Origin of the sequence: Cohnella sp. SGD-V74, from assembly GCF_003001675.1 — a bacterium.
GTDB lineage: Bacteria > Bacillota > Bacilli > Paenibacillales > Paenibacillaceae > Cohnella.
Genome location: NZ_PVYW01000010.1, coordinates 90,441 through 110,568 on the forward strand (window position 1 = coordinate 90,441; position 20,128 = coordinate 110,568).

At 57.6% G+C, this 20,128-nt stretch carries 16 protein-coding genes; 10 read left to right on the forward strand and 6 right to left on the reverse strand.

The window, feature by feature from the left end; genetic code table 11:
- Positions 1-74 precede the first annotated feature (74 nt).
- Complete coding sequence (locus tag B0G52_RS16345) at positions 75-1,265, reverse strand: MFS transporter (protein ID WP_094046186.1); 1,191 nt, start codon at positions 1,263-1,265, stop codon at positions 75-77.
- 146 nt (positions 1,266-1,411) lie between these two features.
- Between B0G52_RS16345 and B0G52_RS16350 the strand changes: the two genes are divergently transcribed.
- Together B0G52_RS16350 and B0G52_RS16355 are read left to right on the forward strand one after the other, a co-directional pair.
- Positions 1,412-2,137: an SDR family oxidoreductase gene (locus B0G52_RS16350; protein ID WP_094046188.1), complete on the forward strand. Its 726-nt coding sequence runs from the start codon at positions 1,412-1,414 to the stop codon at positions 2,135-2,137.
- A 144-nt stretch (positions 2,138-2,281) separates the two neighbouring features.
- Positions 2,282-2,911: a class I SAM-dependent methyltransferase gene (locus B0G52_RS16355; protein ID WP_094046190.1), complete on the forward strand. Its 630-nt coding sequence runs from the start codon at positions 2,282-2,284 to the stop codon at positions 2,909-2,911.
- 65 nt (positions 2,912-2,976) lie between these two features.
- Here B0G52_RS16355 and B0G52_RS16360 read toward each other — a convergent pair whose 3' ends face one another.
- A complete protein-coding gene (locus tag B0G52_RS16360; RefSeq protein WP_094046192.1) occupies positions 2,977-3,888 on the reverse strand; it encodes a polysaccharide deacetylase family protein in 912 nt (303 codons plus the stop codon).
- A gap of 262 nt (positions 3,889-4,150) precedes the next feature.
- Entirely contained in the window at positions 4,151-4,693 is a 543-nt protein-coding gene (locus B0G52_RS16370; RefSeq protein WP_094046196.1) for a MerR family transcriptional regulator, read from the reverse strand.
- Between the two features lie 186 nt (positions 4,694-4,879).
- Here B0G52_RS16370 and B0G52_RS16375 point away from each other — a divergent pair, with 186 nt between their 5' ends.
- The 3 genes from B0G52_RS16375 (at position 4,880) to B0G52_RS16385 (ending at position 9,726) form a co-directional block, all read left to right on the forward strand.
- Positions 4,880-6,418, forward strand: a complete 1,539-nt coding sequence (locus B0G52_RS16375; protein ID WP_094046198.1) for a bifunctional GNAT family N-acetyltransferase/carbon-nitrogen hydrolase family protein — start codon at positions 4,880-4,882, stop codon at positions 6,416-6,418.
- Positions 6,419-6,445: 27 nt separating this feature from the next.
- Positions 6,446-7,489, forward strand: coding sequence for a nitrilase-related carbon-nitrogen hydrolase (locus tag B0G52_RS16380; RefSeq protein WP_094046200.1), 1,044 nt, complete (start codon positions 6,446-6,448; stop codon positions 7,487-7,489).
- Between the two features lie 416 nt (positions 7,490-7,905).
- Positions 7,906-9,726: a hypothetical protein gene (locus tag B0G52_RS16385; protein WP_094046202.1), complete on the forward strand. Its 1,821-nt coding sequence runs from the start codon at positions 7,906-7,908 to the stop codon at positions 9,724-9,726.
- Positions 9,727-9,796: 70 nt separating this feature from the next.
- Here B0G52_RS16385 and B0G52_RS16390 read toward each other — a convergent pair whose 3' ends face one another.
- Positions 9,797-11,581 carry an ABC transporter substrate-binding protein gene (locus B0G52_RS16390; protein WP_094046204.1) on the reverse strand — a complete coding sequence of 595 codons (1,785 nt, stop codon included), beginning with the start codon at positions 11,579-11,581 and terminating at the stop codon, positions 9,797-9,799.
- A gap of 138 nt (positions 11,582-11,719) precedes the next feature.
- Here B0G52_RS16390 and B0G52_RS16395 point away from each other — a divergent pair, with 138 nt between their 5' ends.
- The 5 genes from B0G52_RS16395 (at position 11,720) to B0G52_RS16415 (ending at position 17,912) form a co-directional block, all read left to right on the forward strand.
- A complete protein-coding gene (locus tag B0G52_RS16395) occupies positions 11,720-13,201 on the forward strand; it encodes a DUF4153 domain-containing protein (RefSeq protein ID WP_233162726.1) in 1,482 nt (493 codons plus the stop codon).
- 197 nt (positions 13,202-13,398) lie between these two features.
- Positions 13,399-13,869: an NUDIX hydrolase gene (locus B0G52_RS16400; protein WP_094046206.1), complete on the forward strand. Its 471-nt coding sequence runs from the start codon at positions 13,399-13,401 to the stop codon at positions 13,867-13,869.
- A gap of 5 nt (positions 13,870-13,874) precedes the next feature.
- A complete protein-coding gene (locus B0G52_RS16405; RefSeq protein ID WP_369827074.1) occupies positions 13,875-14,225 on the forward strand; it encodes a DUF6509 family protein in 351 nt (116 codons plus the stop codon).
- A gap of 154 nt (positions 14,226-14,379) precedes the next feature.
- Positions 14,380-16,128 (forward strand): ABC transporter ATP-binding protein, encoded by a 1,749-nt coding sequence (locus tag B0G52_RS16410; protein ID WP_198960669.1) that lies wholly within the window; start codon positions 14,380-14,382, stop codon positions 16,126-16,128.
- Between the two features lie 26 nt (positions 16,129-16,154).
- The gene (locus B0G52_RS16415) at positions 16,155-17,912 is read left to right on the forward strand and encodes an ABC transporter ATP-binding protein (RefSeq protein WP_094046208.1); all 1,758 of its coding nucleotides are present in this window, start codon (positions 16,155-16,157) and stop codon (positions 17,910-17,912) included.
- Here B0G52_RS16415 and B0G52_RS16420 read toward each other — a convergent pair.
- Together B0G52_RS16420 and B0G52_RS16425 are read right to left on the reverse strand one after the other, a co-directional pair.
- Positions 17,879-19,024: a lipocalin family protein gene (locus B0G52_RS16420; RefSeq protein ID WP_158223737.1), complete on the reverse strand. Its 1,146-nt coding sequence runs from the start codon at positions 19,022-19,024 to the stop codon at positions 17,879-17,881. The genes B0G52_RS16415 and B0G52_RS16420 overlap by 34 nt on opposite strands.
- 130 nt (positions 19,025-19,154) lie before the next feature.
- Complete coding sequence (locus tag B0G52_RS16425; RefSeq protein WP_094046212.1) at positions 19,155-20,051, reverse strand: LysR family transcriptional regulator; 897 nt, start codon at positions 20,049-20,051, stop codon at positions 19,155-19,157.
- Positions 20,052-20,128 lie beyond the last annotated feature (77 nt).

Here is a 20,128-nt window from a genome sequence, read left to right on the forward strand (position 1 = left end):
CTATTCTAAACGTTGTCCCAACGTCAAAGTAAAGGGGGAATCAGACCTAAGATGTTGCAAGTTGTTAAGCGGCGCTACGGGCGGGTCGCCGCGATCGCGCACGCGTAGGAGACGAGCAGGAGAAGGGCCAGCGCTCCGAAGGCGATCAAGGCGCTCCCGGCGTGGAGCAGGCGAAGCGAGACGAGCGGACCGAGCGTGGCGCCGAGGAACAGAATAAACGAGTACATCGCCATCGCGGCGCCTCGCGCCGATCCGGCCTGCTGGCCCGCGAGGGAGACGAGCGTCGGGATGAGCACGGAGATGCCGGCGACGAAAACGACGCTGGAGACGACGAGGGCGGCCAAGCTCGCGGATAAGCCGATCGCCGCCAAGCCGACTGACGCTCCGAGCAGCGCGGCCTTCAGCATGCGCGGCAGCCCGAAGCGGGCGGCGAGCGCCCCGGTGAACGGGGAGAGCGCCATGCCGACGATGCCGGCGGCCCGCACGAGCATGATCCCGTCGGCGTCCAGGCTGTAGGGCGGAGCGGCTAAGACGCTTCCCAAGGCCGCGTACATGCCCACGAAGACGAGGAACAGGGTCAGGGCGATGAAGAAGAGCAGCGCGAGTCTCTTGTTGCGAAGCAGGGCTCCGATCTGGCGATAGATAGGGAGCCTCTCCGATTCGCCTCCTCCGCGGCCGCTCGCCGGAGCGAACAGCCCGAGCAGAGCCGCCGAGATCAGATAGGCGGCTCCGAGCACGTAGAACGCGTACGGCCAGCCCGGCGCCGGGAGCATCAGACTGCCGAATACTTGGCCGACGATGCCCGCGAGCAGGAAGCCGGTGCTGAGAAAGCCGACGGTTGCGATCCGTTTGTCCGCCGGGTAAACCTCGGCGATATAGGTCAGCGCGTTGGGCGCAAAGGTCGCAGCGACAAACCCCTGCGCCGCCCGCATGGCGATGACGCCGGGCAGGCTGTCCATCAGGCCGATCAAGGGCGTGACGAGACCCAGAATGGCAAGTCCGGCCACCATGATCCGCCAAGTGCCGTAACGCGCCGCCAGCGGGGCAAGGAGGAGGAAGCCGGCGGCGTAAGCGAAGGAGAAGCCGCTGCTGGTCCATGCCGCGAGCTCGGCGGAGACGGCGAAAGTTTCCGCGAACATGGCATTCATCGGCAGGGCGACGTACAGGCTGGAGACGACGGCGACGCCGCACCAGACGAGCACCGCGGTGGCGACCGGAAGCCGGTACAGGGAGAGGGCTTGCGCTTCGGCGGCTGATTTGGGCATGCGGGAAGCTCCTTTCGGGTTCGTGTTCCGGGCGATTGTCATTTTTTATATGACGGAAACGATGACCCTGATCACTACAAACCAAAAAAATCCAAAAATATAATGGGGAGGCAAGTCCAAATCGATTCAAGGGAGCGATCAAGGGAATGGGCAATTCGACAGTCGCGCTCGTCACCGGCGGCAATCAGGGAATCGGCTTCGAGATTTGCCGGCAGCTGGGGCGGAAGGGGATCACGGTAATCATAGGCGCCCGGGATGCGGGCAAAGGCGAACGGGCGGCGGACAAGCTGGCTGAGGAAGGAATACGGTCGCATTCGGTTCAACTCGACGTAACCGACCAGCAAACGGTCGAGAAGGCCCGGGAATTCGTGGAGGCCGAGTTCGGCAAATTGGACGTGCTGGTCAACAACGCGGGTATCTTCCTGCCGGAGGGGCTGCCGAGCGAGACGGACGTGAACCGGCTCAAGGAAATCTACGAGACGAACGTGTTCGGCGTGTTCCGGGTCACGCAGGCGATGCTTCCCCTTCTTCGCAAGTCCGAGGCCGGGCGGATCGTGAACATGTCCAGCTCGCTCGGCTCGCTGAGCCTGAACGGAGATCCGGATTTCGAACTGGCTTCCTTTCTCGTTCTGGGCTACAACTCCTCGAAGACAGCGGTCAACGCGCTTACGGTATTCTTCGCGAACGAGCTGCGAGGCACGAACATTCTCGTCAATTCGGCCGACCCCGGCTACTGCGCGACGAATATGACGAATTACGCGGGAGGCCGGTCTGCCGAGGAGGGAGCGCGGGCCGCGGTCAGGCTGGCGACGCTGTCCGACGGCGAAGCTACAGGCGGATTCTTCGACGAGAAGGGCAGGGTAGCTTGGTAGTATGGCAGCCAGAGAGTTGGAAACCGGAAACTAGAGACCTTAGAGACCTAGAAGCTGGAGGCGTGCCGCCTTGCCATCTTGCGCGAAACCGCGGGGGCGTGTAAGGTAACGTTAACGAACGGTTGACGATGGCAAGGAGGCGGCATGAACATCGATATTTACGGAGCGCTTACCGCCCTGGCGATTGCGGCGGCTCTGCTGGCCGCGGCCTCGATCGTGTGGACGAGCTGGCGCAACGGCATTACGCCGATGCCTTCGTCGTTTCTCGTACGGAGAGCGGTAGTCGAGGAATTGAACCGAACGGGGCAAGGAGGCCTGCTCGTGGAGGCGGGATCGGGATGGGGGACGCTCGGCATCCATCTCGGAAGGCGCTGCAAAGGTTGGAGAGTAGAGGGAGTGGAAAATTCGCCGCTCCCGCTTGCCGCGTCGAAGATTGCGGCCTGGCTGGCGGCGCGGAAGCGGAGGAGAGCGGGCGATGCGGATGGGTTTGCCGTCTCGTTCCGCAAGGGAGATATCTACGACGTCTCCTACCGGGAGGCGAGAGCCGTCGTCTGCTATCTGTACCCGGGAGCGATGAAGCGCCTCTCCCCGCTGCTGGCGGAGCAGCTGAGTCCCGGCGCATTCGTCGTCAGCGTCTGCTTCGCGCTCCCGGACTGGCAGCCGGAGCGGGTCATCACATGCGCGGATCTGTATCGGACTCGAATCTACGTATATAAGTGCGCGATGTCGAGTCTGCTTCCCGAGAGGCTGCGTGATCAAAAGCGAACTTTTTGAACTACCTATCGAAATAGGGAGCCGCCCCTCGGGTCTGAATCGACCGGGGAACGGCTCCCTATTCGTTATTTAATCGCCGAGGCTTTGTACACGCCGGAATCGATCATCTCTTCGACCGTCACGAGCTCGTAGCCTTTCGCCCGCAGGTCTTCGATGATCTTGGGCAGCAGCTTGACCGTGTGCTCGAGCGCGTTCTTGCGTCCTCCGAAGGAGTGCATCAGAATAATTCCGCCGTCGCCGGTATTGGCCATGACGTTCTTGTACATATCCTCGACAGAGCTTCCCGCCCAGTCTTTCGTATCCACGGTCCAAGCGACGTGCTTCATGCGGTCGTCGTGGATCGTTGCCAGCACGTCCTTCGACACGGCGCCATAAGGGGCCCGCATCAAGCGCGGGGTCGTGCCGGTCGCCTCTTCGATGATCTGCTGGGCTTTGTCGATCTGCTCGGCCCGCTGCTTGACGGACAGCTTCGTCAGGTCGCCGTGGGACCAGGAATGGTTGCCGACGGCGTGGCCTTCCTCGACGATGCGCTTGGCGATGTCCGGATATTTCTTGACTTGGGTGCCGACGAGGAAGAAAGTCGCTTTGGCGTCGTAGTCCTTCAAAATATCGAGGATACGCACCGTATAGTTGTTGTCCGGACCGTCGTCGAACGTCAAGGCGACGCGGGGACGCGGCTTGGTGTCTTCCTTCGGCTTATCCGGCGAAGGGAGCGGTTTGCCGCCTTGCTTCGGGGGCTGGACGGCCGTCTCCGCATCCGGCGACGTCGTCCCCGGCGTAGCCTCCGCGAGAATCGCCGTCTCTTCGCCGGGCTTCGCCTCGGGAGCGATCGCCGCCGCATCGGCGGAGCCGCTGCCGGTCAGACCGACGGCCTGCCACTCCCGGAACGGGGAGCATCCGGCAAGAGCCGCCCACAGCATCGCAATACAGAGCGCGCTAAGACAAGCGCGCCCGGAAATTAGTCGTTTTCCCCACATGGCCTTATCCTCCACATTTCCTCATCCCAACCACAAAAGAGGGGCGCTCGGGGATGGCCGGCGCGACTGGGATCCCCATCCCCGAGCGCGCCGACCGATTACGCTGTCCGTTCTCTTTGGTTATCTTATTAGACGTAAGAGAGGGGGAAAAGTTAGAGGATTTCGGCGCGATTTTTAAAACTTTTTGTCGGAAGCTCGTCCTCAGAAGCGAGAGTTCGTCCCGAGAGGCTTCGTGATCAAAAGCGGACTTTTTGAACAACTTCTAGAAGAAGGTTCGGAACAGCTTCCTTTTTCGTTCCGGCAGCGAGGCCGGTTGGACGGGAGTTTGGACGGAAGGCAGGCGAAGCTCTTCGCTCCTGGCCGCCGCCGTCATCGCGGCCGCCCGGCTCTCCAGCGTCTCGACGGCCGCGGCGAGCTGAACGAGGGTGCGGCGGAGCTCGTCCAACTCGGCGCGGTGCTGGCGCACCTGGGCGGAGACGACTTCGTCCGCCTTCTGTTCGAGGGAGCGCTCGACCTCGAAGATGCGCAGCAGCAGCTCCCGCTTGCCTTCGGAGAAAGGCTCGGCGACGGGAGAGGCCGCGCTTGCCGGAGCGGGAGGCTCGGGAAGGGAAATCTGTTCCAGCGTGCGTCCTCCCTCGATCTCGCTCTTAATATATTCAAGCAGGCCGAACTCGCGCTGAGAGAACACATAGTGTCCCAGCGGATCTTTACGGAAGGAAGAGGGATAATGGGATGCCCAGCGCTTGACGGTCGTCTGGCTCACTCCGAGACGTTCCGCCGCTTCTCTCGTTTTCAGGTTACGCATCGCATTCGCTCCAATCGCAATGTTCTTTTTTAACCCTATTCGAGATTCGTTCGCATCCCCCTGCGGGGGTGACAAAGGTAGTGGTTATTCGCCAAACAAAGTGCAAAATCGCGGAGGGGCCGGATTATACGAGGGTCGATGTCATGGTACAATAGAGGCAAACGTTCGATTTGGAGGCACAACCTCATGGCAACCGATCCACTCTCTCAATTCGAGAAAAAGGTCATCATCCGCACTATCGAGCGCCGGGACTTCGCCAAAATCATCGAGCTTCAGAGCAGCTGTTTTCCGAATATGTCGCCTTGGCTGCCGGAGCAGTTGGAGAGTCACGTGCGCATTTTTCCCGAGGGGCAAATCTGCGTCGAGCTCGACGGAGAGATCATCGGCTCCTGTTCCAGCCTGATCGTGAACTTCGACGATTACTTCGAGCAGCATACGTATACCGAGATTACGGACAAGGGATATATTCGCAATCATAATCCGCGAGGGCGCAACCTGTACGGGATGGAGGTTATGGTGCACCCCGACTACAGGCGCATGAAGATCGGCAGACGACTCTACGAGGCGCGCAAGCGGCTGGCCGAGCATCTGAACCTGAAGAGCATCATCGTCGGCGGGCGCATTCCCGGCTACCACCATTACAGCGACCGCATGACGCCCAAGGAGTATGCGGAAGAGGTGCTGCAGCAGAACATCTACGATCCGGTGCTGACGTTCCAGATGATGAACGGGTTTACGCTGAAACGGATCATTACCGGCTACTTGTCCGACGACGCCGATTCCAAGAACTATGCCGCGCTGCTGGAATGGAATAATATCGAATACAAGCCGAGCATCGACAAGCTGCATTATAAAATGTCGTTCCCGGTCCGCATCTGCGTCGTCCAGTACATGATGAAGAAGATCGATTCTTTCGAAGAGTTCGCCACCCAATGCGAGCACTACGTGGACGTGGCCTCCGACTATAAATCGGATTTCGCCGTCTTCCCGGAAAACTTCACGATGCAGCTGCTCTCCTTCCTGGAGGAGCGGTCTCCGAGCCTGGCGATCCGCAAGCTGAGCACGTTCACCTCCCAATACATGGAGCTGTTCTCCGATCTGGCGGTCAAGTACAACGTCAACATCGTCGGCGGCTCGCATTTTATCGAGAGCGGCAACCGGATGTACAACGTCGCGCATCTGTTTCGCCGGGACGGCACGATCGAACAGCAGTACAAGCTGCATATCTCCCCCAACGAGCGAAAATGGTGGGGCATCAACGGAGGCTCCGAGATCGGCGTGTTCGATACGGACTGCGGCAAGGTGTCGATCCAGCTCAGCGGCGACATCGAGTATCCGGAGCTTTCCCGGATCATGGCGGAGCAGGGGGCGCGGATTATTTTCGTGCCGTTCTGTACGGAGGACAGGCAGACGTTCCTGAAGGTCAAATATTGCGCGCAAGCGAGAGCGATCGAGAACCAGGCGTTCGTCGTGACGGCGGGGACGGTCGGGAATCTGACGCACGTGGACAACGTGGACATCCAGTACGCCCAATCGGGCATCTACGCGCCGGCGGACTTCTCCTTCCCGCGGGACGGAATCGCCGGGGAATGCAGCGAGAACACGGAGACGGTCATCATGGCCGAAGTCGACATGGAAGTGCTGGAACGATACCGGAAGTCGCAGGACACGCTGTCGTTCCAGGATCGCAGGACGGACCTCTATTCCTTGAAAATTCGAACATAGACCGCAAAGGAGCATTCAAGAGCATCCATGAAAAAGCTGACCATCGCCACGACCCAATACGGGTTGAAGGACATTACGTCCGAAGAGCAGTTCTGGGCCGGCATCGCGGACAAAGTCCGGAAAGCGGCCGCTGAGGGAGCGGAGATGATCGTGTTCCCCGAATACGTGACGGCGCATCTGCTCAGTCTGAAGCCGCCGATGCTGCATGATGAGGCTTGCGCCTACTTGGACGGGCAGTCCGAACGATACGAGCGGTTTTTCCGCGAGCTGAGCGGCGAGGCGGGGATCGCGATTTTGGCAGGGACGCATATTTGCCGGGCGGACAGGACGTGGGGCGGAGAAGAAGCCGGGCTTGCGGGCGCTGTCGCCGGGGGCGATGGAAGCGCCGGCGCGAGCGGGGGGAGCGATGGGCCGAACGCGGAGAAGAACTCGGGAGCGGGCGTTGGTTCCGGTTCTGGTTCGGGTTTGAGCGAAGCTTCGGATTCGAGCAAGGAATACGTCAACGAGGCGTTCCTGTTTTTCCCCGACGGGAGGCTCGAGAGGCAGCGCAAAGTCCACCTCACGCCGGAGGAGCAGATCCGCTGGCCGCTCGTGCCGGGAGAAAGCCTTAACGTGTTCGATACGCAGTGGGGCAAGATGGCGATTCTGACCTGTTACGACGTCGAATTCCCCGAGCTGGCGAGAGTCGCGGCGCTCCGGGGCGTGGAGACGATTCTGTGCCCGTCCTACACCGACAGCGCGCACGGATATCATCGGGTACGGTTCTGCGCCCAGGCGCGGGCGGTCGAGAACCAGCTCTTCGTCGTGCTGAGCGGGCTCGTCGGCGCGTTGTCCGAGGACCGTCCGCAAGTCGACACGGGCTACTGCCAGGCAGGCGCCTTCGCGCCGTGCGACTTCCCGTTCGATCCGGACGGCGTTCTGGAGACGGGCAAGAAAAACGTCGACGCGACGATCCTCGTAGAGCTGGACTACTACCAGCTGCACGAGAACCGCGCGCGGGGGGCGGTCGCGCCTTTCTACGACCGGAGGTCTGAGATTTACAGGCAGGAGATGAAGAAGCTGCGGTATTAGATGAGTTGGGGAAAGTGCGTTACAACGGCGTTAATATGCTTTAGGGGCATTTCCTAAGAATAAATAAAGCTCTCCGCTTGGAGAGCTTTATTTATTGGAGGGGGGAAAGTATATCGATTTAAGATGGTCTGAAAAGTATCGTCAATCGACCGTTTAATACAAATAAAAACAATTTTCCTTTATTTATCCATGTTACTTTTGTATAATAGCAAATAAAAAAGAGGGTTGTTCTTTTCGTGCGGGCACTGCCTCGTCACTAAAGAATCTACCTCTTTATATCAGGTTTATGGTTTCACAACTTATTCTTTTTTATTATATGCGTTTACTTTAATGCTGTCAATGCTCCCTAGGAGCCTTCAGGGTGGTTGGAATTTAATCTGAACTTGGTTCTATCCATACGGTAGGAGGCGTTGCAAATGCTCACTGGCAGTAATGACAGGATGCTGGCTCACAGAAAAGTTAATGAGGAATTTATGTTTTTTTATCAGCGCTGGCAGGAGTTGCTTGATCATCGTACATTGGGAATGTATAGATATAACATTCTTAATTCTTGCGCAGCCTGTTTGGAATTGGTCGATGTCATTGACAAGACCTTGGCGGGTCTTTTAACTTCTCGCCAGAACGTAGATGATTGTAAGGCTGAGACTTTAGCAATCTTGAAGCAGGACAACATCCTGGAAAAATACAACAAGCCTTTATATAACGCATTATTGCGAATAGTTTCTTCAAAAATAGAGTCGAAGCAAAAGAATGAGTTATCAGATGATAAGAACAACGCCTTTTACATATCCATAAACCGACTTAAATATCAGTTGACGACACCCGGCAGGATACTGCAAGAAAATTACCTGGATTATCTGATTCGAGAAATAAAGTTTGGTATCGATAACGGTAATATTCCTTTGTTGGATAGACATATTTCTGCACTCGTAAGTCAGTGTATTAATAATGGATGGTCCGCTAAGGGACTATTTATGCTGTCCAGATGTTTTGAAGGAGAAGCGACACTAGAAGAAAAGTGGAATGACTTTTCGGGCAAATTGACGACGCAGGCGAGAGAACTATTCGAAGTGTACTTTGGAATTAATATAGAAACACGTCAGGGGATAACTGCTGAAGTTGTCAGAAGCATTATCCAGTCATTAGCCATGATAATACGAAGGGGGAGCGAGATTATAGACGGCGATCCTGCGAGATCGAATTTATACAACAAACTTGACTCTTCTAGGCATTACATTGTTGTTTCAGTGGATGCGACGGATTTATATTCGGCGACCCTGTCGGCAATCAACCAGTTGAATAAGCAACTCAGTGTTGCAACTTTTTATAATACGATCAATCCATGGATTGCAAATTCGCCTCAAATCGTTACCTTTTGCCCGAGCACGCAGTTAGCGGAGGCTTTAAAAATTACAGATGTGTTTAGGACGTATGACTACGTAGATAGTACTAACAATGTTTTTGAGGACACCAAGAATATCCTGATCAATCCGGAAAAAGCACACATCATGGCACGACTGCATGCCGCATTTTCTTATACTAACCTGAGCAGAACATCGCTATTTCAAGAAACAAAATATATTTCTCTTTGGATAGCGATCGAGTCTGTCATGCGAACAGGGCAGTATCCTGATATTATTTCGCATATCAAATGCGTTCTTCCCGAAACACTTTCTGTTCGATACGTTTATAGGATTATTCGCAACTTTTCAGAGGATTGTATAAGATGTGGATTCAAGCAAGAGCCTGCATTAGCCGTCAACATGGAATCGACGGATAAAAAACAATTAATCGCAATACTTATTACAATTTTTCGTGACCCAGATCTCTACAATATTTTAGAGCAAAATTGTCAAATCAATAAATTACTTAATTATCGTTGTACAGAGATTCATGCTTTACTCAACAACACTCAACTGATTATTAGTAAGTTTGAATCTTACACGACCAAAATTCGGTGGCATATTCAAAGGCTCTATCGAATTAGAAACGAAATCACCCATTCTGCATTTTTTGATGACAGGTCTTTGACAATTTATATCGAGCATTTATATACCTATCTGGCGCAATTGGTTAGTGAAGTGGTCTATTATGTAGAGCATAAGCAGGTAAAATCAGTGGAAGAAGCTTTCTCCATAATCCTTGAAAACTACAACACATATTTAGATTTGCTAAAGACAGGGTACTTCGTGCCGCAGGATGTACTGCCAAACGGAGTCGTCGAGATTATTAGCTAATTTATTGAGCAGGTCTAACGTGTATCCGAAAATGTCATATATCCTATGCAGTCGAAACCCTCAGTCTTTTCTATTTCTCCCCCGACATAACCGGAGGAAACCAAAGCGTCCGAAGGTTGACCCACCCTTGGGAGTTAAAAGTAACGCCGCGGACGGTGGGGAGGTAGGCGGTCGGCAGCGGCTTCTCCGACAGAATGTGCAGGTGGCGTTCGCGGATGAGCAGCGATTCGATCTTGTCCAGGCTGCGGTGCCGGACCGCCGGGTCCGGCTCCCTGAGCGCGCGGGATAACAGCCGTTCGATGTCGATGCGCGTATGGGCGTCGACATGCTCGGCCATCGTCCGGTACAGGTCGTAGAGCCGCAGCTCCTGATCCTGGTCGCGCAGCAGCGAGAACAGAATCAGATCCGATTCCAGCCGGATCGCGCCTTTGAACTCCTCCGGCGAGACGGCCGCCACCTCGCAGTCGTAGCCGTGCCGGCTGAGCGCTTCGGCCAGAGCCTCGGCATCGTCCCTGTACGGCAAGATCGTTGCGATCCGCAGGCGCACCGGGTCCTGAGCGGATGGGATCGGTGAGGATTCCTCGCTCTCTGTCGCAGCCTTATCGCTTATGCTTTTCTCGTTTTCGCCACTCTCTCCAATCTTCTTAAGGCAACCAAACAAATGCTCCCGAAGCGCCGGATCGGTCAACGGTCCGGCTTTCTGCGTGTTGCAGGTGACGAACTTGCGCACTGTCGTCTCCGAATGAATCCGGCTCCAGCCCGAGTCTCCGGCGGCCGCGTTCGGGATGACGTGGAACGGGGACACCTGATCCGGCTGATCCGCCTGATCAGCGCTGCCCGCTCTCTCTCCGCCGCTCTCCTCCGCCATCGCTTCAGCCGCCCACGGCACATGAACGATCTCGACCCGGTCGAGATGCGCCCTCCCCTGAAAACAAGGCCCGAAAGCCTCCATCACGCACACCGTCCCGTTCATCTGCGTCACCTTGAACGGTCCCGTTCCGACCGGCTCCGTGCCGAAACGGTAGCTTCCGAGCTGGTTCAAGTCCTTCGGCACGACCGCCGCTCGGCTCGTGCACAGGAACGGGAGGAACAGCTCGTTAGGCTCCTCCAGCTCAAAGCGCACGACCGTCGGATTAAGCGCGCGCACCGACTTGATCTGCTTGTAGATAAAGCTGTACAGCGTTCTGCGCGGAGACCGGACCAGCCGTTCGAACGTATATACGACGTCGTCGGCGTTCAGCACCTTCCCGTGATGGAACAGCACTTCCTTGCGCAAGTAGAACGTCCACAGGGTGCGCGTCTCGTCCGTCTCCCAGGCGTGGGCGATGCTAGGCTTGATATCGTCCCCCGAATCCGAGCGGCGCACGAGCCCGTCGAACACGTGGCTGGCGACGAACGACTCGGCCAGCAGATTCATGTACAGAGGATCGACCGTATGGAGCGGCTGGCGGATCGGAATGCGAAGCGTATCGATCTGCCGGTCCTTGCTCGTCTCGACGTGGTGCCCGAAGTAGGAGAGCAGCCGGCCCTGCAGATGCTCCTGCAGCGCGGAGGAGTTCCGGTGAATCTGGATCTGGCCGATCGCGCGGGCGACGTCCTTGCGGTTGATCGCCTGCAGCATCGCCTGCGCCGCGATGTCTTCCGCTTGCGCGAGGAAGCTCAGCGTCGAGCGTCTTCCCCTGCCGCGCGACGATTCCCAGGCGATCCAGCCGTTCCGGCTCATCGCGCGGACGATGTTGGCGGCGTTGCGCGGCGTGCAGTCGAGCAGCTTGGCGATCTCGTCCAGCGTCGTCGACGCCGAATCCCCGCCCCCGAACCGGGAATGCAGCAGCAGAAATTGTTGATGCAGCTTCATCGATCGCGTCCCCTTTCCATCCTCCGCCTGTCCTGACCGCTCATTAAAATAGGAAATTTTCCAACGATTAGTTTCTATTTATCTTCCTATTTTAACACCTACAATAGGCATTAGATACGAGAAAACGGAGGGATCGCCTTGTCTGCATCTCGCAAACCCCTGCTCGGAAGCTCCATGATCGCGCTGCTCGGCGCTTTCGCGCTGGCCGCCGTCCATCAATATTTGTTTTTCGACCATGATCCGGGAGTTTCGTTCCCGTTGTTCATCGCGCTTCTCTACGTCTACCTGTTCCACGATTGGAAAGACCGGCTGAAGGAGACGACCGGGTTCGGCTGGTTTCTGTTCGCGGTGATAGTGCTGCTTTCTCTGACTTACGGCCTGTTTCACAATCCGATCTTTCGAGCGCTTAATCTGCTGGCGATTCCGAGTCTGGTTTTCGTCCATCTCGCCGTGCTGCGCGGTGCGAATCGAATCCCATGGTGGGACGTCGGCATCGTCGGAGAGGCGCTCGCCCATCTGATTCCCCGCAGCCTGCTTCAGATTCCCCGGCTGTTCCGGGTGCTGCGGATCTCGCTGTTCAGAAGGCTGGACAGCGAGCGCCAGAAAACCGCGACCAAGGTCGCCATCGGCCTCGTTTTCGCCACCCCGCTGCTGCTCGTCGTCATTCCTTTGCTGGCTTCGGCGGACGGCGCGTTTAACCGGCTGCTGAGCGGCGTTCCGGGGTGGATCAGCCGTTTCTCCCTGGGCGAGCTGTTCGGAAGAGTGCTGTGGATTCTCGTATTCGGCATCCTGTTCGCGATCTATTTCTGGAGCTTCGCTAAGCCGCCAAGACGCCGAAAAGCCGCATCGCAAGCGGACGTCATGCCGCTCCTCAAGCCGAGCATCGATTCCGTCGTGCTGACGACCCTGCTGCTGGCGGTCAACGCGGTCTACGTGCTGTTCGTGGCCATTCAGTTCACCTATCTGTTCGGGGCGTGGGACGGTCTGCTTCCGGACGGAACGACTTACGCGGAGTATGCCCGCAGAGGCTTCGGCGAGCTGGTGGCCGTATCGGCGATTAATTTCGCGCTGCTGATCGTCTCGCTGACGTTCTCGGGGACGAGGAGGGGCCTTCTCAATACGCTGCTGTACATCCTGGTCGTCTGCTCGGGCGTCATGCTGTACTCCGCCTACATCCGGCTGGCCATGTACGAGGAAGCTTACGGATATACGTACATCCGCTTTCTGGTTCATGCCTTCATGATCTATCTGGCGTTCCTGCTGCTGATCGCGGCGCTGCGCATTCGCACCTCGCTCGTGCCGATGGCGAAATGCTTTATCGTCCTGAGTCTGGCTGCGTACACGCTGGTCAACTATGTCGGCATGGACCGGCTCATCGCCGAGAACAACCTCTCGCGCTTCGAGGAGACGGGGCGAATCGACCGGTATTACTTGAACAAACTGTCGGCCGACGCGATTCCGACTCTTGTCGATTTCGCCGTGAAGCGCGAGGACGCGGAGATGAAGTCGCTGCTGAAAGCCGACCTCGGCGAGCTGAACCGCCAAAGCCGGGATTGGCGTTCCTTTAATCTGTCTGTGTATTCGGCCAAGAAGGCCGTGCAAACGATGAACCAACCCTAGGGCGTGTATGCAAACCCACTCAGAGGCATCTATCACCGCCTTTTCGCCCCCTGCTGCGTCACTTTTGCTTGACGTACCCCCGGTACGCCTTCACAAAAGTTCCTTGCATGGAACGAAAATTCGGCAACATCTGCTGTCCTCGGAGTATGCATACACGCCCTAGATCACCCCATTCGGGGAAAAAGGAGACGAGGAACTTGGGCTACATATCGGAATTGCGTGAAGTTGTCGGGACGCGCCCGTTGATCATGGCCGGCGCTTGCGTGCTGGTGTTCGACAAGGACGGGCGCTTGCTGCTGCAAAGACGCTCGGACAGCGGCGATTGGGGAACGATCGGCGGAGCGCTGGAGCCCGGAGAATCGCTCGAGGAAGCGGCGGCGCGGGAGCTCTGGGAAGAGGCGGGACTGACCGCGAAGCGGTTTCGTCTGATCGATTTATTTTCCGGCAAGGACATGTACTACCGTTATCCTCACGGGGACGAGGTCTATAACGTGATGGCCGTGTTCGAGGCGATCGAGGCCGAAGGAACGCCCGAAGTGAACGACGGCGAAGGATTGGAACTCGGATATTTCGATCTGAACGAACCGGTCGCGGAGCTGAACCCGTTTACGGGACTCGTCCTCGCCAAGCTCGGATATCCGGCTCAAGCCGCGCGAAAGGAGGCATAATCGCCATGTACGTGGAAATGTGTATAATGAGGACATCGAGCGCAAGGAAGGATGAGAAGATGCTGGCGGTAACCGAATACAGCGTGGAGCTGGTGAAGGACCCTTTCCGGATTTTGCCGGGGAAGCGTTATGAGTTCGTGATCGAGCTTGATCTCGACGAGGAGGACGAATTGTATTCCGCGAACGGGATCGAGATCAAAGCCGTCTACAAGGTGGACGGAGAGCAGGCGGGCGTCGTGAGCTACGGACTGTACGAGAAGTCGACGGGGCGCTACATCGACGCCGAGCTGGAGGACGAGGAAGAGGCCGCGCTGGCTGAATTTTGCCAGGCTCATTATGCGGAAGGCGAAGATTAAGCGAGACATCACGAAGCGGCGGACACCGGCATTTGCGAACCGGCTTCGCCGCTCTTTCTTTTTTGAAATTTAATGCAGTGTTCGCGTAGACGCGAACGGACGGAACGGTTAAGATCGTAGGTACGCGCACAGAAACTGGAAAATTGGGAGGGTGATGACACTGTCGTTCGTGATTCGCCTGAAATGGTTTTTCAAGGAAAGATGGGGCAGCTATTCTCTGGCCATCGGATTAATGACGCTGGTCAGCCTGCTGTCGATGATTCCTCCCCGGCTGATCGGGAACAAGATCGACGTGATGGAGAAGGGGACGCTGACCGCCGCGGAATTGAGCCAGACCGTTCTGACGCTCGTAGGCCTTGCCCTGATCACATACGTCTTCGTCTACATATGGATTACGAACCTGTTCGGCAATTCGGTGCTGATCGAGAAGCTGCTTCGAACCCGGCTGCTCCGGCATTTGACCCGGATGCGCCCTTCGTTCTTCCAACGCCACAGCACGGGACAGCTGATGGCGCTGGCGACCAACGACGTGTCGGCGATCGGACAGACGGCCGGATACGGCGTTATGACGCTCGTCAATACGCTGGTCGGCATCTCGGTCGTCATCGTGATGATGCTCAGCTTCATCAGCGCCAAGCTGATGCTTGCCGCGCTGATTCCGCTGCCGCTGCTCGTGGTGATCATCAGCAAGCTTGGAGGCGTTGTGCGGGGAAGGTTCATGGCGGCGCAGGAATCGTTCGGCCGCATGAACGATCACGTCCTGGAAGCGATCTCGGGCATCCGGGTTATCCGTTCCTATGTGCAGGAGAAGGACGACTTGGGGGCATTCGACCGGCTGACGACCGACGTGATGGATAAAAATCGCAGAGTCGCGATCTTGAACGCTCTGTTCCATCCTTTGATCTCTTTTATCGTGGGCGCGAGCTTCGCGATCGGAGTCGGCTACGGGGCTCACCTGGTTTTCCGGGGGGAAATCTCGTTCGGCCAGCTCGTGACCTTCAATATTTATCTGGGGATGCTGATCTGGCCGATGATCGCCTTCGGCGAGTTTATCAATGTGCTGCAGAGAGGCAGCGCTTCGGCGGGGCGGCTGGACGACGTGCTGGCCGAACGAGCGGACGTGAAGGACGCGGCGGACCCGATCGAACTTGGCGTTCCTGAGTCGATCGAAATGAAGGCGCTGTCTTTCACATATCCGAGCGCTTCAGTTCCCAGTCTGATCGACGTCTCCGTGCGACTGGAGCGCGGGCAGACGCTGGGCGTCGTTGGCAAAACCGGCAGCGGCAAGAGCACCTTGCTGAAGCAGCTTCTCCGGCAATATCCGCTGTCTCCGGGCATGCTGTTCGTATCGGATGTGCCGGCGGAAAACATCGCGCTGGAGAGAATGAAGACCTGGATGGCCTACGTCCCGCAGGAGCACCTGCTTCTCTCCAAGACGATCCGCGACAATATCGCGCTCGGGAAGCCGGACGCGACTCCAGAAGACGTCGCCCGCGCGGTCGAGATGGCGTCCTTCTCGGCCGACATCGCCCAACTGCCGCAAGGGCTGGAGACGTTGATCGGCGAGAACGGCGTCATGCTGTCCGGCGGCCAGAAGCAGCGCCTGTCCATCGCCCGCGCGCTGCTCGTTGACGCGGAGGTGCTGCTGCTGGACGATTCCTTGTCGGCGGTGGACGCAAGGACGGAGAGCCGCATCGTGGCGAATATCCGGCGCGAGCGCGCCGGCAAGACGACGCTGATTACGACGCATCGTCTGTCCGCCGTCAGCCACGCCGACTGGATCGTCGTGCTGGACGAAGGGCGCATTAAGGAAGAAGGCACGCACGAGCAGTTGATGCTGCTGGGCGGATGGTACAGGCAGCAGTGGGATCGTCAGCAGATGGAAGCCGGCTTGGAAGAATAAGAGGACAATCAGGATCGGAGGTCCGTATGAATTCCCAACGATCAACGGGGAGCAGGCTGCTCTCTTATGCGCTTGGTTACAAATACCGGATTATCGGCGCTCTGGCGGTTTTGCTCTGCGCGGTAGGCGCGGAGCTGGCCGGGCCGTTCATCATTAAGGAGATTGTCGACGGGCATTTGACGCCTCCGACGGGCAATCTCGGTCCCGTACTGACCTTGCTCGCATTGTACATGGGTTTGGTTTTGCTGTCGGGCGTCTTGAATTTCTCGCAATCTTATCTGCTGCAGACGACGGCGCTCCGCATTATCAAAAATATGAGAATGGACGTCATGCGGCACATTCAGCGCATCCCTCTCCGCTATTTCGATAATACGCCTGCGGGGCAGATCGTCTCGCGCGTCGCCAACGACACGGAGGCGATCCGGGAGCTGTTCATGAGCTTCATGGCGACGTTCGTCGTCAGCTTCGTTCATTTGCTCGGCATCTACATCGCCTTGTTCATACTGGATGCGCAGCTTGCGTTGTACACGCTGGCTCTGCCGCCTGTGTTCGTGGTCATTATGTACTTTCATCTGAAGTTTTCCAAGAAATACGTCTCGATCATGCGCGCGCGGCTCAGCGATATGAACGCGATGATCAACGAGTCGATCGTCGTTATGCCGATCCTTCAGGCTTTCCGCCGGGAGAAGGCGACGCTGGAGGAGTTCGAGCGGCTGAACGAGGATCGTTACGTGGCTCAAGTGAAGCAGTTTCGGATCTTCTCTCTCTCTTCGCGGAATATCGTCGGAACGATCGGCAGCTTGCTTACCGCGTTCGTCATCTGGCACTTCGGCAATCTTTCGGTTGCCGGAGCCGCGGTTTCGTTTGGCGTGCTGTACGCGTTCATCGACTATCTGGGGCGCATATTCAACCCGATTATCGGGATTTTCGACCAACTCATGAACGCGCAGCGGGCATTCGTCTCCGCGGATAAAGTGTTTGCCATCCTCGATATGGAGGGCAAGGAGGTCGAGGAGGCTTCGGGAGGGGCCAAGCCGGAAGGGGAAGTGAAGTTCGAGAACGTGACGTTCGCTTACAACGACGACGATCATGTGCTGAAGAACATTTCCTTTACCGCCCGCCAAGGGGAGACGGTCGCGCTCGTCGGTCACACGGGATCGGGCAAAAGCTCGATCATCAATTTGCTGCTGGGCTTCTACGAGCCGGGCGCGGGGCGGATTACGATCGACGGCGTCGACATCTCGACTCTGTCGAAGCAGCAGCTTCGCAAGCACATGGGCATCGTGCTGCAGGACCCGTACCTGTTCGCGGGGGACATCAAGTTCAACGTCAGCCTGTACAACAAGGACATTTCGCTGGAGCGGGTCAAGCAAGCGCTGGCCGACGTCGGCGCGGCTTCGTTCGTCGAGCAGCTTCCGCGCGGCTGCGACGAGCCGGTCGTCGAGCGCGGGAGCACGCTGTCGTCCGGCCAGCGGCAGCTCATCTCCTTCGCGCGGGCGCTGGCGTTCGACCCGTCCATTCTTATTCTCGACGAAGCGACTGCCAGCATCGACAGCGAGACGGAGGGCTTGATCCAGCGCGCGCTCAAAGTCGTCAGCGAAGGCCGGACGACGCTCGTCATCGCGCACCGGCTGTCGACGATCCGCGACGCCAGCCAGATTCTCGTGCTGCACCGCGGCGAGATTGTCGAGCGCGGCACCCACGACGAGCTCATGGCGCTTCGCGGCCGCTACTTCAAGATGTACCAGCTTCAGACGGGGGAGAAAGCTTCTTTGCCGGCTTGAACGGCCGCATAGCCGGCAAGCTCGACGAAGCCGCTGCCGCAGACGGCGCGTCCGCTAGTCAGGTCGGTGCCCGATACGCGGCACGCGCCTTCCCAGATTGCCCGCAGCGGGCCGATGATTGGCATTTCCTGCTGCGGGAACGCGGCGGAGACGCGCAAGTCGAGGCGCAGATCGGGCGCGCGAATCCGCCATTCAACCGGGTAGATCAGCCCGGTTCGCAAGCTTCTCCAGGAACGCAGCGGCTTGATGTCCACGTTCTTCGTCGTATAGGCGCGGTCGTTCAGGATCAGGATCGCTTGCGCTGACCGGGCGTCGTCTGAACCGCGGGACGGATGCGGCGCGCCCGGGCGCTGCTGAGCATCGGGCTTGTGGAACTCGCTTGCAAGCAGTTCGCGACCGTCGTCCAGCTGCAAGCCGAACCAATTCCAGCCCTCTCCCTTGAGCAGATCGTAATTGCGCCCCCACTGATGGTCGAACCACCCCGAGCCGGTCAGCGGCTCGTCTCCCTCGGAATGACGAACGCATCCGCTTACGCGGTAGCGCGTGCACGAATAGTAATACAGACCGTTCAGAGTTCCCTCGCCGTCGATCAAGGAATGAGGCTTATCCGGCGCGAATTCGAGCTCGATCGTCCCTTCGGGATCGTCGATGCGCAGCGAGAAGTCCGCCTTCGCGTCATCTTCGAAAGCGAGCTTGGCCTGTCCGTAACGCACGACTGTAGGTCTTGAAGTGACGGAGACATCTTTCATCCACTGGTGAGGAGAGGGGAGCTTGCCCTGAAGCAGCTGCCCGTACTGATTCATCGTATACCGGTCTCCCGGCCTAAACAGGAAGTACATCGGGAGATACATTCCGGTCATCTGGTAGAACAGAGGACGGTCCAAGTACGACCTGGCGATAAACTGAGGTTTATCCAACCGGATTAGCGAGTAGATCAAATAATGACCTTTGCCGACCGGCAGCTCTCCTACGCGGAAGAAAGCGGTCATCAAGGCATACCGGCTTCCGCCCTTCCCCGACAAGATCGCATAGCAGTACCACCACTCCAGATTCGATTCCGGATGCGGGGCCGCGTCCCGGGGGATCGCCAACTCTTTTCTCCATTCGCTCATGAGGAGCCTATCCACCTGCCTTGGCCTTTGCCCGTAGGCTAATGCTACAGCGTATGCGCAAAGGCGCAATCGGCGACTGCGGAGAAAGTCAGAGATCATCGGAACAGCGGTCAACGCCAGCCCCCAAGCCTTACCGGCTCAGTTCCCGCTGCATGAGCCTGTAGCTCTCGATGATGTACTCCCGAAATTCCTGAGCGGCGAGGGACAGGTAGTGTCGCTTCGACCAAGCGATCCAGGTCGTTCTCCTGAAGTCGATGTTGTCGATCCGAAGTTTCTTCAGCTGTGCACGGGATCGAGTCTTGAACGCAAGCTCCGGCAGGAACGCAACCCCCAGCCCTTGCCCGACCAGGCGGGAGATGCCTTCCGGCTCGTCCACCTCGAACGTAATGTTAGGCTGGAAATTCGCCTGCAGGCACAACTCGTCCATCAAATCCCGGAAGGAAAACCCGCAGTTCATGCTGATGAACGGCTCGTTCGCAAGCTCTTCCAGAGCCACGCTGTCTCGGCCGGACAGCCTGTGGTCGGGACTCGCGGCGATCCACACTTTCTCCGTCATCAACTCCTGCCACTCCAAGTCCGGTCTGTCATCCCGAATGGAGCTGACGCACAGATCGATATCCCCGTCCTCCAGTCTCTTGATCACCTCGGCCGTCGGTCCGAGCGTCTGGCGGAAGTGAACGGAGGGGTGACGTTGAATGAACGTGCCGATCAGCTCGGGGAGCACGCTCGTAATCGATACGCCCAGCTTGATGCTGCCCCGGTTCAACCCCGCCATCTCGCGAATTTGCCGCTCTCCTTCCTCCAGCTCCCGGAAAGCCCGATCCACTCTCTCCAGATAGATTCTGCCGAACTGGTTCAGCCGGATTTGCCGGCCTTGCCGATCGAACAGCGGTACGCCGACCGCTTCCTCCAATCTGGCGATCGTCTTGCTCAGCGAAGGCTGGGCGATCTGCAGCCGCTCCGCCGCCTGCGTCATATGCTCGAGCCGAGCAACGGTTTGAAAATATTTCAACTGAAGCCATTCCATCGTCGGATGAGCCCCCTTTCTCCATATAAATAGCCTGTAGTCTATTAATCTATAGTTAATTATGTATTATACATCGA

What these genes read in the sequence shown, in the direction of transcription:
- B0G52_RS16345 (WP_094046186.1), bottom strand. Translation starts at nt 1,265, where the DNA reads ATGCCCAAATCAGCCGCCGAAGCGCAAGCCCTCTCCCTGTACCGGCTT.
- B0G52_RS16350 (WP_094046188.1), top strand. Translation starts at nt 1,412, where the DNA reads ATGGGCAATTCGACAGTCGCGCTCGTCACCGGCGGCAATCAGGGAATC.
- B0G52_RS16355 (WP_094046190.1), top strand. Translation starts at nt 2,282, where the DNA reads ATGAACATCGATATTTACGGAGCGCTTACCGCCCTGGCGATTGCGGCG.
- B0G52_RS16360 (WP_094046192.1), bottom strand. Translation starts at nt 3,888, where the DNA reads ATGTGGGGAAAACGACTAATTTCCGGGCGCGCTTGTCTTAGCGCGCTC.
- B0G52_RS16370 (WP_094046196.1), bottom strand. Translation starts at nt 4,693, where the DNA reads ATGCGTAACCTGAAAACGAGAGAAGCGGCGGAACGTCTCGGAGTGAGC.
- B0G52_RS16375 (WP_094046198.1), top strand. Translation starts at nt 4,880, where the DNA reads ATGGCAACCGATCCACTCTCTCAATTCGAGAAAAAGGTCATCATCCGC.
- B0G52_RS16380 (WP_094046200.1), top strand. Translation starts at nt 6,446, where the DNA reads ATGAAAAAGCTGACCATCGCCACGACCCAATACGGGTTGAAGGACATT.
- B0G52_RS16385 (WP_094046202.1), top strand. Translation starts at nt 7,906, where the DNA reads ATGCTCACTGGCAGTAATGACAGGATGCTGGCTCACAGAAAAGTTAAT.
- B0G52_RS16390 (WP_094046204.1), bottom strand. Translation starts at nt 11,581, where the DNA reads ATGAAGCTGCATCAACAATTTCTGCTGCTGCATTCCCGGTTCGGGGGC.
- B0G52_RS16405 (WP_369827074.1), top strand. Translation starts at nt 13,875, where the DNA reads ATGTACGTGGAAATGTGTATAATGAGGACATCGAGCGCAAGGAAGGAT.
- B0G52_RS16410 (WP_198960669.1), top strand. Translation starts at nt 14,380, where the DNA reads ATGACACTGTCGTTCGTGATTCGCCTGAAATGGTTTTTCAAGGAAAGA.
- B0G52_RS16415 (WP_094046208.1), top strand. Translation starts at nt 16,155, where the DNA reads ATGAATTCCCAACGATCAACGGGGAGCAGGCTGCTCTCTTATGCGCTT.
- B0G52_RS16420 (WP_158223737.1), bottom strand. Translation starts at nt 19,024, where the DNA reads ATGAGCGAATGGAGAAAAGAGTTGGCGATCCCCCGGGACGCGGCCCCG.
- B0G52_RS16425 (WP_094046212.1), bottom strand. Translation starts at nt 20,051, where the DNA reads ATGGAATGGCTTCAGTTGAAATATTTTCAAACCGTTGCTCGGCTCGAG.